General features: G+C 59.6%; 14 protein-coding genes. All 14 read left to right on the forward strand.

Annotated features, from left to right (window positions below; translation table 11 throughout):
- Nucleotides 1-20: 20 nt before the first annotated feature.
- The 14 genes from ruvC to ACP7B1_RS02795 all read left to right on the forward strand — a co-directional run bounded on the left by ruvC (nt 21) and on the right by ACP7B1_RS02795 (nt 14604).
- On the forward strand, nt 21-548 hold the full coding sequence (ruvC, locus tag ACP7B1_RS02730) for a crossover junction endodeoxyribonuclease RuvC (RefSeq protein ID WP_105734445.1): 528 nt from the start codon (nt 21-23) through the stop codon (nt 546-548).
- Nucleotides 545-1162, forward strand: coding sequence for a Holliday junction branch migration protein RuvA (gene ruvA / locus ACP7B1_RS02735; RefSeq protein ID WP_346307152.1), 618 nt, complete (start codon nt 545-547; stop codon nt 1160-1162). The genes ruvC and ruvA overlap by 4 nt, the downstream gene beginning before the upstream one ends.
- A gap of 40 nt (nt 1163-1202) precedes the next feature.
- Entirely contained in the window at nt 1203-2243 is a 1041-nt protein-coding gene (gene ruvB / locus ACP7B1_RS02740) for a Holliday junction branch migration DNA helicase RuvB (protein ID WP_346307151.1), read from the forward strand.
- Nucleotides 2244-2312: 69 nt separating this feature from the next.
- Nucleotides 2313-2780: a tol-pal system-associated acyl-CoA thioesterase gene (ybgC, locus tag ACP7B1_RS02745; protein ID WP_346307150.1), complete on the forward strand. Its 468-nt coding sequence runs from the start codon at nt 2313-2315 to the stop codon at nt 2778-2780.
- Between the two features lie 354 nt (nt 2781-3134).
- Nucleotides 3135-3845: a protein TolQ gene (gene tolQ, locus ACP7B1_RS02750; protein WP_105734448.1), complete on the forward strand. Its 711-nt coding sequence runs from the start codon at nt 3135-3137 to the stop codon at nt 3843-3845.
- Nucleotides 3846-3878: 33 nt separating this feature from the next.
- Entirely contained in the window at nt 3879-4325 is a 447-nt protein-coding gene (gene tolR, locus ACP7B1_RS02755; protein WP_105734449.1) for a protein TolR, read from the forward strand.
- A 6-nt stretch (nt 4326-4331) separates the two neighbouring features.
- The gene (locus tag ACP7B1_RS02760) at nt 4332-5435 is read left to right on the forward strand and encodes a cell envelope integrity protein TolA (RefSeq protein ID WP_223613653.1); all 1104 of its coding nucleotides are present in this window, start codon (nt 4332-4334) and stop codon (nt 5433-5435) included.
- A gap of 29 nt (nt 5436-5464) precedes the next feature.
- Nucleotides 5465-6781: a Tol-Pal system beta propeller repeat protein TolB gene (gene tolB / locus ACP7B1_RS02765; RefSeq protein WP_223613652.1), complete on the forward strand. Its 1317-nt coding sequence runs from the start codon at nt 5465-5467 to the stop codon at nt 6779-6781.
- A 233-nt stretch (nt 6782-7014) separates the two neighbouring features.
- Entirely contained in the window at nt 7015-7518 is a 504-nt protein-coding gene (pal, locus tag ACP7B1_RS02770) for a peptidoglycan-associated lipoprotein Pal (protein WP_223613651.1), read from the forward strand.
- A 191-nt stretch (nt 7519-7709) separates the two neighbouring features.
- The gene (gene ybgF / locus ACP7B1_RS02775; RefSeq protein ID WP_346307149.1) at nt 7710-8690 is read left to right on the forward strand and encodes a tol-pal system protein YbgF; all 981 of its coding nucleotides are present in this window, start codon (nt 7710-7712) and stop codon (nt 8688-8690) included.
- Nucleotides 8671-10032 carry a tRNA lysidine(34) synthetase TilS gene (gene tilS, locus ACP7B1_RS02780; RefSeq protein ID WP_346307148.1) on the forward strand — a complete coding sequence of 454 codons (1362 nt, stop codon included), beginning with the start codon at nt 8671-8673 and terminating at the stop codon, nt 10030-10032. Before ybgF ends, tilS begins: the two co-directional genes overlap by 20 nt.
- Before the next feature lie 96 nt (nt 10033-10128).
- Nucleotides 10129-12063, forward strand: a complete 1935-nt coding sequence (gene ftsH / locus ACP7B1_RS02785; RefSeq protein WP_346307147.1) for an ATP-dependent zinc metalloprotease FtsH — start codon at nt 10129-10131, stop codon at nt 12061-12063.
- A gap of 211 nt (nt 12064-12274) precedes the next feature.
- Nucleotides 12275-13627 carry a phosphoglucosamine mutase gene (gene glmM / locus ACP7B1_RS02790; RefSeq protein ID WP_223613647.1) on the forward strand — a complete coding sequence of 451 codons (1353 nt, stop codon included), beginning with the start codon at nt 12275-12277 and terminating at the stop codon, nt 13625-13627.
- Nucleotides 13628-13830: 203 nt separating this feature from the next.
- The gene (locus ACP7B1_RS02795; RefSeq protein WP_346307146.1) at nt 13831-14604 is read left to right on the forward strand and encodes an outer membrane protein; all 774 of its coding nucleotides are present in this window, start codon (nt 13831-13833) and stop codon (nt 14602-14604) included.
- Nucleotides 14605-14709: the final 105 nt, after the last annotated feature.

Here is a 14709-nt window from a genome sequence, read left to right on the forward strand (position 1 = left end):
CAGCTCGATAAGGTCCCGACATGAAAGAAGCGATTCGCATCATTGGCATTGATCCCGGCCTGCGCCGCACCGGCTGGGGCATCATCGAGACACTCGGCAATTCGCTGCGCTTTGTCGCCTCGGGTACAATCCTTTCCGACGCCAAGCTCGATCTCGCCTCGCGCCTTTGCCAGCTGCATGACGGTCTTGCCGGAATCATCCACGGCCAGATGCCACACGAGGCGGCGGTCGAACACACCTTCGTCAACAAGGATGCCACGGCGACACTGAAACTCGGCCAGGCGCGCGGTATCGCCCTGCTTGTTCCCGCGCTGGCCGGATTGCCCGTTGCCGAATATGCGCCCAATGCGGTCAAGAAGGCGGTGATCGGCGTCGGGCATGGGGAAAAGAAACAGATTCACATGATGGTCAAGGTGCTGATGCCCAAGGCAACATTCGATACGGATGATGCTGCGGATGCGCTGGCGGTTGCCATCTGTCACGCGCATCACCGGCAAAGCGCCATCGGCCGCATTGCCATCGAACGCAAACTGGCGGCACAGCTATGATCGGAAAACTCAAGGGTACTGTCGATGAAATCGCCGAGGATCACGTGATTCTCGATGTGCACGGTGTCGGCTACGTCGCCTATTGCTCGGCGCGGACGCTGTCGAACATGCCGGGGCCGGGTGAAGCGGCGGTGCTGCTCATCGAAACCTATGTGCGGGAAGACCTGATCCGCCTGTTCGGCTTCGGCACAGCGCTGGAACGCGAATGGTTCCGCCTGCTGCAGAGCGTGCAGGGCATCGGTGCCAAGGTTGCCCTGAGCGTTCTTGGCACCTTGACGCCGTCCGATCTCGCCAATGCCATTGCCCTGCGCGATATCGCCATGGTCAGCCGGGCACCGGGTGTCGGCAAGAAGGTGGCGGAGCGCATCGTCATCGAACTGAAGAACAAGGCGCCTGCCTTTGCCGGCGAGGCCATGGGCACGATCGGGCTCAAGCAGGAACTGGGCGAGGGCGTTGCCCCGGCGCCGGTGGCCGATGCCGTGTCGGCCCTGACCAATCTCGGCTATTCGCGCGACCAGGCCGCCAATGCCATCAGCGCCGCCCTGCGCGATGCGGGCGAGGAGGCCGATTCCGCCAAGCTGATCCGGCTTGGCCTGAAGGAACTTTCCCGGTGACATGGTTGCCTGATACAGCACACTGTGCGAGGACATCCGCATGAGTGATGTCAGCCGATTGATAACCCCCGACAAGCGCGGCGAAGATGCCGACACGTCACTGCGCCCGCAGACACTGAACGATTTTGTCGGGCAGGCGGCGGCGCGTGCCAATCTGAAGGTCTTCATCGAAGCCGCCAAGTCGCGCGGCGAGGCGCTGGATCATGTGCTCTTTGTCGGGCCACCCGGCCTCGGCAAGACGACGCTGGCGCAGATTATGGCCAAGGAACTCGGCGTCAATTTCCGCTCGACGTCCGGGCCTGTCATCGCCAAGGCGGGCGATCTTGCCGCGCTGTTGACCAATCTGGAAGAAAACGACGTTCTCTTCATCGATGAAATCCATCGTCTCAATCCGGCGGTGGAGGAAATCCTCTATCCGGCCATGGAAGATTATCAGCTTGACCTGATCATCGGCGAGGGGCCGGCGGCACGTTCGGTCAAGATCGATCTGGCCAAGTTCACGCTGGTGGCGGCGACGACGCGCCTCGGGCTTCTGACGACGCCGCTGCGGGATCGTTTCGGCATTCCGGTCCGGCTGAATTTCTATACGGTCGAGGAGCTTGAGCATATCGTCCGGCGCGGCGCGCGCATCATGGGCATCGGGATGACCGATGACGGGGCGCTTGAGGTGGCGCGGCGCGCCCGCGGCACACCGCGTATTGCCGGGCGGCTTCTGCGCCGGGTGCGCGACTTTGCCATTGTCGACGGCAAGGATTCCATCGACCGCCAGACGGCCGATTCCGCGCTCCTGCGTCTCGAGGTCGATGCGCTGGGGCTCGATCAGCTCGACCGGCGCTACCTCGCGATGATTGCGCACAATTTCGGCGGCGGACCCGTCGGCATCGAAACCATCGCCGCGGGGCTTTCCGAACCGCGCGATGCGATCGAGGATATTATCGAACCCTACCTGATCCAGCAGGGCTTTATCCAGCGCACGCCACGCGGACGCATGCTGACCGCCAATGCCTGGAAACATCTGGGCCTGAACGCACCGTCCGACACCATCCAGCAGATCAGCCTGTTTCAGGAAGACGAGGATTAGTACTCGCGTGTCGCACCAAGCATAATGGCACTGGACAAACCACTGGCTGTACCGACAAAAGGAGGGATCATGAGCGAAAACAATCCTTCCCTGCCGCCCCTCGGCGGCCTTGCCGGTGAACTCACCTCCTTCGGCCACCGTCTCCTGGCGCGGGTGTATTATGCCGACACGGATTTCTCCGGCATTGTCTATCACGGACGCTATCTGGAATTTCTGGAGCGCGGCCGCACCGATTATCTGCGCCTGCTTGGCGTTCACCACTCGGAACTCGCCGACGGCAAGCATGGCGAAAGCATTGTCTGGGTGGTGCGGCGCATGGAAATCGATTTCCGGGGCGCCGCCCGCATCGATGACGTGCTGACGATCGAAACGCGCACGGCGGAAATCTCCGGCGCGCGGGTCAAGATGGCCCAAACCATCAAACGGGGCGATGATCTGCTGATTTCAGCTGCTGTCGAAGCGGCGCTGATCAACGGTGCCGGACGGCCGCGCCGGTTTCCCGCGGAATGGATCAAACTTTTTCAGCCGGAATCCTGATGTCATGGCGTTTAAATGACGCACAGGCGCTGAATCATAACTGATCCTTAACCATAACAAACCATGAATAAAGCCATGAAACGGGGCGTTTTGCGTTAACGCCTTCGTTTTACCAAAATTAACCGTGAGAAGCCGCGGTATGAATACTGGAAAAAGTCCGGTCTCAGAACGTGGCTTTCGAAATTTAGTGAGCGACGATGGACGCCGGTCGGGCGTTCGGCCGGGTTCCAAAGAAATAAAGTGGCGCGTGGTCGCATTGCCGGACCATTTATACTTCGGTGGACCAAGCACGGGTATGAGAGACGATTGCAGCCCGGTTGAAATACCGGGTTTTCGGATTCGAGGGTAGTGGATATGGAAAATTTAGCGGTTGCTGTTCAGACATCGGACGTCTCCCTCTGGGGATTGTTCTGGCAGGCCGGATTCATCGTCAAGCTGGTCATGATCGGCCTTCTGGGTGCTTCCATCTGGACCTGGGCGATCATCATCGACAAGGTACTCGGCTATGGTCGCGCCAAGCGCGCCTTTGACCGTTTCGAGCAGGTTTTCTGGTCCGGCCAGTCGCTTGAAGAGCTTTACCGCAACCTGGGCGAAAAGCGCACGACCGGCATGGGCTCCATTTTCATCGCCGCGATGCGCGAGTGGAAAAAGTCCTTCGAAAAGGGCGCCCGTTCCCCCATCGCCCTGCAGATGCGTATCGACAAGGCGATGGATGTCGCCCTTTCACGCGAAAGTGATATTCTCGCCGCCCGCCTCGGCTTTCTGGCGACCATCGGTTCCGCCGGCCCCTTCATCGGCCTGTTCGGCACGGTCATCGGCATCATGACATCGTTCATGGGCATTGCCGGTTCGAAGTCCACCAGCCTCGCGGTTGTCGCACCCGGTATCGCCGAAGCGCTGCTGGCGACGGCCATTGGTCTGGTTGCCGCCATCCCGGCGGTTATCGCCTACAACAAACTGTCAAGCGATGCGGGCAAACTGACCGCACGCATGGAAGGCTTTGCGGACGAGTTCTCCGCCATACTCTCGCGGCAAATCGATGAGAAGCTGGCGCCGCGTTCTTAAGCAACTGATTTTACAAGTGCGGGATTGAATGCCATGGGCATGTCTGTTGGTAACAAGGGTTCAGGGGGACGCGGCCGTCGCGGCCGTGCCAGCAAGGCGTTGATGAGTGAAATCAACGTGACGCCGCTGGTCGACGTCATGCTCGTGCTCCTGATCATTTTCATGGTGACGGCACCGATGATGACGGTGGGCGTGCCCATCGACATGCCGGAAACCCAGGCCAAGGCGCTGAACAGCGAAACCAACCCGATCTATGTGACGATCAACCAGAAGGGCCAGGTCTTCCTGCAGGAAACCGAAATCCCGATCGAGGAAATCGTCCCGAAACTCCAGGCGATCGCCAAGACCGGCTATGAAGAGCGCATCTTTGTCAAAGGTGACAAGGCTGCCGACTATGGCACGATCATGAAGGTCATGGCGCGCATTTCCGGTTCCGGATTCAAGAATATCGGTCTCGTCAGCCTTCCGGAAGGCAGCTGATAAGTCATGAAGACGAGTGTTGCATCCTCCGCCATTATCCACGCCGTTATCCTCGGCTGGGGGCTGTTGACCTTTTCTGCGCCAAAACCGATGGATTTGGCCAATTCCGAATCGCTGCCGATCGAAATCATCTCCGATACAAGCCAGTTGCAGAAGGGTGACGTAAAGGCGCCGAAGGCCGAAAAGGCAACGCCGAAGCCGACGGAAAAGCCGCAGACCAAACCGGATGCGCAGATCATCGGCGACGCTGAAACAGATGTCGAAACCAAGCCGATCCCTTCGACCAAGCCAAAGGTCGTGGAGTCTGCCGAAGCCCCGAAGCAGTCGGACGTGCCTGTTGCCAAGCCGGATCCGAAGCCTGAAGTGAAGCCGGAAACCAAACCGGTTCCGGTCCCGGCGACGGAAATAGCGCCGGAGGCAAAGCCGAAGCAGGACGTCACGCCGGACCCGATCACCGCCGCGATCAATGATTCCAAGCCGGCGCCGACACCGGATGCGCCGAAGGTCGAGCCAACGCCGCAGGCGGAAAAGCCGGCCGAGGAAGCCTTCAAGCTGCCGCAGAACGTGGCGAAGCCTGAGGACAAGCCCAAGCCTGCCCAGGCGCAGACCGCGACGACGCCGGAGCGCAAGGAAACCAAGGAAACACCGAAGCCCACCAAGACCGCGCCGACACCGTCCAAAGACAAGAGCGGGATTGCCGATCAGGTTGCCGAATTGCTCAATCACGAGAAGCCTTCCGGCGGCGGTGCCAAGCGTTCGACGGAGCAGGCATCGCTCGGCGCCACCAAATCGACAGGCGGCGCCAAGCTCAGCCAGAACGAGATGGACGCGCTGCGCGGACTTATCTCGAAGAACTGGATCAAGCCGGTCGGCGCGCCTGACTTCCCGGACATGGTCGTGGTGGTCAAGTTCCGCCTCACCAAGACCGGCGAAATTGACGGCACGCCGACCGTCACCGGCAGCGGCGGTGACGCTGCGGTGCTGAGTGCGGCAAAGAGCAGTGCGCTGCGGGCGGTGATGCGCACCGCTCCGTACAATCTGCCGCAGGACAAATATGCAGGTGGCTGGGACGTTGTCGAACTGACGTTCCATCCCGCTGTAGATGACTAATAGGCCAGCCAAAAGAGGGCCCTGAACTTATGCTGAAAATTACCCGGACTATTTTCCCAATCTTCGTGACGCTTGTTGCGACATTGGCAATCGCGATACTGCCAGCACGGGCTGAGCTCAAACTCGATATCACCAAGGGTGTTGTCGAGCCGATGCCCATCGCCATCACGGATTTCCTTTCCGGCGATCAGCTTGGTGCCAATATTACGGGCGTCATTGCAGCCGATCTGGAACGGTCCGGCCTTTTTGCCCCGATCGACAAGGGCGCGTTCATCGAGAAGATCTCCAATCCCGATGCCGCACCGCGTTTCGAGGACTGGAAAGTGATCAACGCGCAGGCGCTTGTCACCGGCCGCGTCACCAAGCAGCCGGATGGCAGGCTCAAGGCGGAGTTCCGCCTCTGGGATACCTTCGCCGGCCAGCAGCTTGACGGGCAGCAGTTCTTCACCTCGCCCGACAGCTGGCGCCGCGTCGCCCACATCATTGCCGATGCCATCTACCAGAAGCTGACGGGTGAAAAAGGCTACTTCGACACGCGCGTCGTGTTTGTCGATGAATCCGGCACCCGGGAAAAGCGCGTCAAGCGTCTGGCCATCATGGATCAGGACGGTGCCAATGTGCGCTATCTGACCAATGGCAAGGACCTGGTGCTGACACCGCGCTTTTCGCCGAGCCGCCAGGAAATCACCTATATGTCGTTCGAAGGCGCCAAGCCGCAAGTTTATCTCCTGCAGCTGGAAACCGGACAGCGTGAACTCGTCGGCAACTTCCCCGGCATGACGATTGCGCCGCGCTTCTCCTCCGACGGGCAGAAAGTGGCCATGAGCCTTCTGCAGGATGATGGCAGCGCCAATATCTATGCGATGGATGTGCGCAGCCGCACGACGACCCGCCTGACCAGCACGAGCGCCATCGATACCGGTGCATCCTATTCGCCCGATAGTTCGCAGGTTGTGTTCGGATCCGACCGTGGCGGCCGGCCGCAAATCTACAAGATGGGCGCGGATGGTTCGAACCCGCAGCGCATCTCGTTCGGCGACGGTTCCTACTCCACGCCGGTCTGGTCGCCGCGCGGCGATCTGATCGCCTTCACCAAGCAGTCGGGCGGACAGTTCTCCATCGGCGTGATGAAGACGGACGGCTCGGGTGAGCGCATCCTGACCAGCGGCTATCACGATGAAGGCCCGACCTGGGCTCCGAACGGCCGCGTCCTGATGTTCTACCGCTTCCCTCCCGGATCGAACAGCCCGCATCTGTTCACGATCGATCTCACGGGCCGCAACCTGCGCCAGATCCAGACACCGAATCTGGCATCCGATCCGGCATGGTCACCGCTTCTCGAGTGATCGCATCCTGATCCATCGATGATTTAAGACCATTCGCGGCGATGTTATCTCAACATTGCCGCGAATGTCGTTTTTCCGCCGCATTGTTTGCATTAAGGATGCAGGACATTCACTGATTTCGCTGTTAATCCTGGTGTTAAGAGTGGATTAACCCTGTTTCTTGAACTGGCCTTAACCTCGATATGGTTACTGCTTGTTCACCGAAACAATTCAATTCTTAAGGAGTCCAGGCTATGCGCCGCTTCGAAATGATCGCCCGCAGTCCAGTTGTCGTCGCCCTTTTCATGGCCCTCGCTATTGCGGGCTGTGCGAAGAAACCTATCAACAGCGCCGGTGATCTTGGCCTGAACGGTGCCGGTAGTGCCCGCCCGGGTTCGACCCAGGACTTCACGGTCAATGTTGGCGATCGCATTTTCTTTGATGTCGACTCCTCCGTCATCCGTGCGGATGCCCAACAGACCCTCTCCAAGCAGGCTCAGTGGCTGCAGCGCTACCCCAACTACACCATCACCGTTGAAGGTCATGCGGACGAACGCGGCACACGCGAATACAATCTGGCTCTCGGCCAGCGCCGTGCGGCTGCGGCCCGCAACTTCCTCGCGTCGCGCGGCCTGCCGGCTGCCCGCATCAAGACCATCTCCTATGGTAATGAACGTCCGGTTGCCGTGTGCGATGCCGACTCCTGCTGGTCGCAGAATCGCCGTGCCGTTACCGTTCTCGGCGGTGCTGGCAGCTAAGCCATACATCTCTGATGTAACTGCAGAAAAGCGGCCTTCGGGCCGCTTTTTTTGTCTCACCCGCGATCACAACAAAATTTGGCCGAAGTCGCGTTGCTCGTGTTAGATAGGTTCGCCGTAAATCGTTGCGGTGGTTAAATTCCCATATCAGGGGCGGTAAAGGAATGAACAAACGACTGAAAAGATTGGTTATGGCTGTGGCGGTTCTGCCTTTTCTGGCAACCGGCGCCAGCCATGCCTCGAACCTTGATGGCAGCTTTTTTCCCGCTGCGCCGAAGGCAAATGTCGGGAAAAGCGATGCGCCGATCCTTATGGCTCAGGCAGGCGATCCGCGTGTCAGCCAGCTGGAAGAGCAGATCAGGCAGCTGACAGGCAAGATCGAAGACCTTAATTTCCAGTTGCTGCAAATGCAGGAGCAGATGCGCAAGGTTCAGGAAGACAATGAGTTCCGTTTCCAGGAACTGGAAAAGAAGGGCGGCGGTAAGAAAACCGATGCCGGCGGCAAGGGCGACCGTACGGTTGCCGGTGCCGCGCCTTCTCGGACAACAGGGGAGGCATCGCCAGATGCCTCCGCTTACCCCGCCGCTCCGTCGCGGACATCCCCATCCGACAGCACCGATTCCGCTGCTATTGACCCTCAGCCCAATGCTCCGCAGTCTCCGCAGGTCGGCGAACCGCCGCGCGCGCTCGGACAGATTGAGTTCGATGCCAATGGCAACGTAATCGGTGAAACAAGGAACGACACCGCTCCGGCAGCCAATCCCAGCCTTGCGTCGCTCCCGCAGACGGATGATCCCAATGCGCTGTACCGGCAGGCCTATCAATTGTTCCTGTCCGGCGATTATCGCAATGCCGAAGCTGCCTTCCGCAGCCATATCGAGCGGTTCCCGAAAGATCCCTCCGATCCCGACGCGCGCTACTGGCTCGGCGAATCGCTGTATGGCCAGGAGCGCTACCAGGAAGCGGCATCGGTCTTCATCGACAACCACAAGCAGTTTCCCGATTCCAAGAAAAGCCCGGAAAACCTGCTCAAGCTCGGCATGACGCTGGCGAAGATGAAGGACCACGATGTCGCCTGCGCCACCTTTGCAACGGTGAGCTCACGCTATCCCAGCCTCTCGGTCGCGCTCAAAGAGCGCGTGAAGAATGAACGTGCCGCCAACAAATGCTGACCATCGCCTCGATCCGGAAGAGATTTTCGCTGGAATCGATTTCGACCGTCTGACGGCGGTCGTCGTTGCCGTTTCCGGCGGCAGCGATTCTCTCGCTCTGCTTTTCCTGCTTGATGATCTGCGCAAAAGCCGGGGCGCCTTTCCCCGTATCGTTGCCATCACCGTCGATCATGGGCTGCGGGCGGAATCAGCGGAGGAGGCCTTGTATGTCGCCGACCTGTGCAAGGCGGCGGGGCTCGACCACAATATTGTCAACTGGGCCGGAGCCAAGCCCGCCACCGGGCTGTCCGCCAAGGCGCGCGAGGCCCGCTACCGGCTGCTTCGCGACGCCGCCGGCGAAGCGGAAACCGATGTGATCCTGACCGGCCATACGCTGGACGATCAGAACGAGACCTTCATGATGCGCGCGGCGCGCGGCGGCGAACGCGGCCTTGCCGGCATGGCGCGGTTCACCCTGCTTGAGCGGGAGACATGGCTGGTCAGGCCGCTGCTCGGGATCAGGCGCGAAGACTTGCGCGGCTATCTGCGCGCGCGGGCAATCGTCTGGCGCGACGATCCGTCCAATGCCAATCCGCAGTCCGAACGGGTGCAGGTCAGGACGGCGCTGCAGGAACAGGGCAGCGGCGACATTCCAGCGCGCGTTGCGCGCAAAGGCGCGCAGCGGCTTTCCGTCAACGGCGAGGCGGCGACGCTCCTGCTGGGTCATGTCACGGTGACGGACGGCGTCAGGGCAGCGGTGAACACCGCAGGTTTCGATCAGTATGGCGATGACGCTCAACCTCTCGCCATGGGGGTTCTATTGGCCGCTATGGGCGGCCTGTCGTTTCTGCCGTCCGTGCAGGAATGCGGCAAGGCCGTCCGCCATCTCATCGGCGCGGATGGCCCCCGCCGCATGAGTCTTGGCCGCTGCATAATCCAGCGGGTTAAGACGGGCGTAACCATATACCGCGAAATGCGTTCGATTCCCGATGCCGTCATCGCACCCGGTTGCACCATCGTCTGGGATGGTCGTTACCGCGTGTCGAATGGCGCGCCGATCGCGCTGCGGATCAGGGCGGCGGGCGATGACGGGGTGGTGTTTTTGCAGGAGGGCGGCTGCGGGAATGTGCACCGCGCTTCGATCTCATCCAGCCCGGCCCTTGTGGTCGAGGGCCGGATTGTTGCCGTCCCGGCCGGGCCGCATCACGGGAATGTGCCTGCGGGGGTCGAGGTGACACGACACGTCGCCCTGTTCGATCATATCCTTTCAGGCTATGATGAAAACCTTGCCGCCGGCGTGGCAAAATTGTTTGGTTTGCAGGATTACAAGCGATTTTCTGTAAACCAGATTGATAAGAATTGATCTCAGTTTGATTGCCAGCCTTGGCAAGGCCACGCTTCGAACCTATGTTACGTGTAAATTCCGCGTCCTTGCGGTTGTGATTGATGGGACCCGATAATGAATCCTAACTACCGGAACTTCGCACTGTGGGCGATTATCGCTTTGCTTCTGATCGCGTTGTTCAACCTTTTTCAAAGCCCTTCCCAGCGTTCGGCATCCAGTGATGTGCCCTATTCGACGTTCATAACGGACGTGAATAATGGCCGCGTGAAAACGGTGACGATCGCCGGCAACCGCATCACGGGCACCTATGCCGACAATAACGCAACGTTCCAGACCTATTCGCCTGGAGATGCCGGCCTCGTCGGCCGCCTCGAGAGCAAGAATGTCCAGATCGCCGCCCGACCCGAGACCGATGGCTCGACATCGTTTGTCGGCATGCTGATCAACTGGCTGCCGATGATCCTGATCGTCGGCGTGTGGATTTTCTTCATGCGCCAGATGCAGGGCGGCTCGCGTGGCGCCATGGGTTTTGGCAAGTCCAAAGCCAAGCTTCTCACCGAGGCGCATGGGCGCGTGACGTTCCAGGACGTGGCCGGCGTTGACGAAGCCAAGGAAGACCTGGAAGAAATCGTCGAATTCCTGCGCGACGCGCAGAAATTCCAGCGGCTTGGCGGGCGCATTCCGCGCGGCGTGCTGCTCGTGGGTCCTCCCGGTACCGGTAAGACGCTTCTGGCGCGCGCCATCGCCGGTGAAGCCAATGTGCCGTTCTTCACCATCTCCGGTTCCGACTTCGTTGAAATGTTCGTCGGCGTCGGTGCATCGCGTGTGCGTGACATGTTCGAACAGGCGAAGAAGAATGCGCCCTGCATCATCTTCATCGACGAAATCGATGCGGTCGGCCGTCATCGCGGCGCCGGTCTGGGCGGCGGCAATGACGAACGCGAGCAGACGCTGAACCAGCTGCTGGTCGAGATGGATGGTTTTGAGGCCAATGAAGGCGTCATCCTGATTGCCGCGACCAACCGTCCCGATGTTCTCGATCCGGCCTTGCTGCGTCCGGGCCGTTTCGACCGTCAGGTCGTCGTGCCCAATCCGGACGTTACCGGCCGCGAAAAGATCCTGAAGGTTCATGCCCGCAATGTTCCGCTGGCACCCAATGTCGATCTGAAGATTCTGGCCCGCGGCACACCCGGCTTCTCCGGTGCCGATCTGATGAACCTTGTCAACGAAGCCGCCCTGATGGCAGCGCGCCGCAACAAGCGCCTCGTCACCATGCTCGAATTCGAAGATGCCAAGGACAAGATCATGATGGGTGCCGAGCGCCGCTCGACAGCCATGACCCAGGCGGAAAAGGAACTGACGGCCTATCATGAAGCCGGTCACGCCATCGTGGCGCTGAACGTGGCGATGGCCGATCCCCTGCACAAGGCGACGATCATTCCGCGCGGCCGTGCGCTCGGCATGGTCATGCAGCTGCCGGAAGCCGACCGCTATTCCATGAGCTACAAGTGGATGATCTCGCGTCTGGCGATCATGATGGGCGGCCGTATTGCCGAAGAACTGAAATTCGGCAAGGAGAACATCACCTCCGGCGCATCGTCGGATATCGAGCAGGCCACCAAGCTTGCCCGGGCGATGGTGACCCGCTGGGGCTTCTCCGACAAGCTCGGTCAGGTTGCCTATGGCGAAAACCAGGAGGAAGTGTTCCTCGGCCACTCCGTTGCCCGGACGCAGAATGTATCCGAGGAGACGGCGCAGCTGATCGATGCGGAAGTGCGCAAGCTGATCGATGATGCCTATACGCAGGCGCGCGTCATTCTGACGAAGAAGAAGAAGGAATGGATCGCCATTGCCGAAGGTCTGCTCGAATACGAGACGCTGACCGGCGAAGAGATCAAGGCCCTCATGGCAGGCAACAAGCCAGCCCGCGATCTTGGCGATGATACGCCGCCGTCACGCGGTTCGGCTGTTCCGAAAGCCGGTTCAGCCAAGAAGCCGCGCAAGGGCGATGAGCCTGACAAGGGGCTCGAACCCCAGCCGCAATCCTGATTGCGGCACACGCCAACAAGCAACGGCCGGTATTCACCGGCCGTTTTTGCACGGATTGTTCACGGATTGAATGATAGTATAATCGCCACATAATTTGTGAAATGCGCAGGAAAAGGTCTTCTGCAATAAGCGTGAAGATCAGGCACAAGCACAACAGGCTGAACACCGGCGCCGCCGGATGAGAGTTGGCCACACAGTTTGGATAGACATTATGGCTCGAAAATATTTCGGCACCGACGGTATTCGCGGACAGGCAAATGCCTACCCCATGACACCGGATATCGCGATGAAGGTCGGCATGGCTGTCGGCCTCGCCTTCAAGCGCGGCAATCACCGCAACCGGGTAGTGATCGGCAAGGACACCCGTCTTTCCGGCTACATGATCGAGAACGCGCTGGTCGCCGGCTTTACCTCCACCGGCATGGATGTCTTTCTGCTCGGACCGATACCGACGCCCGCCGTGGCCATGCTGTGCCGCTCGCTGCGTGCCGATATCGGCGTGATGATTTCCGCCTCGCATAATCCCTACCATGACAACGGTATCAAGCTTTTCGGCCCGGATGGCTTCAAGCTCTCCGACGAGATCGAGCTTGAGATCGAACGGCTGATGGACGAGGACCTGTCGGGGCGGTTGTCGAGCTTTGAGGCCCTCGGACGGGCCAAGCGTGTCGATGGCGATATCTATCGCTATATCGAGTTCGCCAAGCGAACGATGCCGAAGAACATCTCGCTCGCCGGTTTGAGGGTCGTCGTGGATTGCGCCAATGGTGCCGCCTACAAGGTTGCGCCCGCTGCCCTGTGGGAGCTTGGCGCCGACGTCGTGACGATCAATGACAAGCCGAACGGCACCAACATCAACGAGGATTGCGGCTCCACGCATCCGTTGAGCCTGATCAAGAAGGTGCACGAGGTGCGGGCGGATATCGGCATTGCGCTGGATGGCGATGCGGACCGTGTGCTCATCGTCGATGAGAAGGGCTCGATCATCGATGGTGATCAGCTGATGGCGGTGATCGCGCAGTCCTGGCAGGAATCGGACCGGCTTGTCGGCGGCGGCGTTGTCGCAACGGTCATGTCCAACCTTGGCTTTGAACGCTTTCTCGGCGATCGCGGCCTGACCCTGGCCCGCACCAATGTCGGCGACCGCTACGTGGTCGAGCATATGCGCAATCATGGCTTCAACATCGGCGGCGAACAGTCCGGCCATATCGTCATTTCTGATTTCTCCACGACCGGCGACGGACTTGTTTCTGCCCTGCAGATTCTGGCCGTGGTTCAGGAGGAGGGGAAACCCGTCAGCGAGGTCTGCCGCAAGTTCGAACCGGTGCCCCAGGTGCTCAAGAATATCCGCACGGCGGGCGGCAAGCCGCTCGAGGACAAGAAGGTCAAGACGGCGATCGATGATGCCCGCGACCGTCTTGGAAAATCCGGTCGTCTGGTCATCCGCCCGTCGGGAACGGAGCCCTTGATCCGTGTCATGGCGGAAGGGGACGACAGCCAACTGGTCGATACCGTGGTCAATGATATCATTTCGGTGATCTCGTCGGTCAAATCGGCAGCCTGATTGCCGCCAGCCGCAACGCGCTGAATGGGCCCCTTTACGGGCCCATTTTCACATCTGCCCGGCGGTATGGGGTTTGTTGACGTTAATGATCATGGTGAACAAACACGGTTAAGCGGGATTTAACTTTTTCCCCCCATATTCCCTTCTAGAACCTTAGTAGCATTCGCTGCGTTTCGATTTTTGGGCCTGACGAGGGATATGAAATGGGCATTTTCAATAAATATGCTGCAGCAAGTGCAGCTCTGCTATGCCTGGGGGCAATCCCGGCTTATGCTGCGGATCCGGTGGAAGTACCGGTGGTCGAAGTGCAGCAGTTCGGCGGATGGTATCTGCGCGGCGATATCGGCATGAGCAACCAGCGCCTCGGCAATCTGGACTATGTCGGCTTCGGCGACGCAGCGCAGCACGGCTTTCTGGAGGACGGTTCGTTCGATGCCGGGATCACCGGCCAGATTGGTGTCGGTTACCAGTTCAACGATTGGCTTCGTGCGGACGTAACCGGCCAGTATCGCGGTAAAACCGAATTCAGTGCCCTTGATTTCTATTCCAATCCCGCACTGGGACAGTATGGAACCAACCAATACCATGCAAAGAAATCCGAATGGCTGTTCCTGGCCAACGCCTATGCGGATCTCGGCACATTCAGCGGCATAACCCCCTATGTCGGTGGTGGTATCGGTGCGTCGCGCAATACGATCTCCAACTTCACCGATGACAACATACTCAATGGCGGCGGTGGTTATGCCGACAGTGCCTCCCAGTGGAACTTTGCATGGGCGCTGCATGCCGGTGTCGGCATCAAGGCAACGGACCGCATGACCATCGATGTCGGGTACAGCTATGTCAATCTTGGCGATGGCCAGACCGCCAATGCGCATAATTATGTTGATCGTTTCACACGCGCCAATCCTGAGCCGTTCAAATTCAAGGACATCACGTCGCATGATTTCAAGGTCGGCGTACGCTACGCTTTCTGATTGAAACGACTTGGTTTTTCGGGCGGCAGGAGCATTGCTCCTGCCGTTTTCGTTTGTGTTGCAGGCTGCCGGTCCTTGCAGATTTAATGTCGCACGCAAACATAT

Source organism: Phyllobacterium sp. SL163, from assembly GCF_049896885.1.
GTDB classification, from domain to species: Bacteria; Pseudomonadota; Alphaproteobacteria; order Rhizobiales; family Rhizobiaceae; genus Phyllobacterium; species Phyllobacterium calauticae.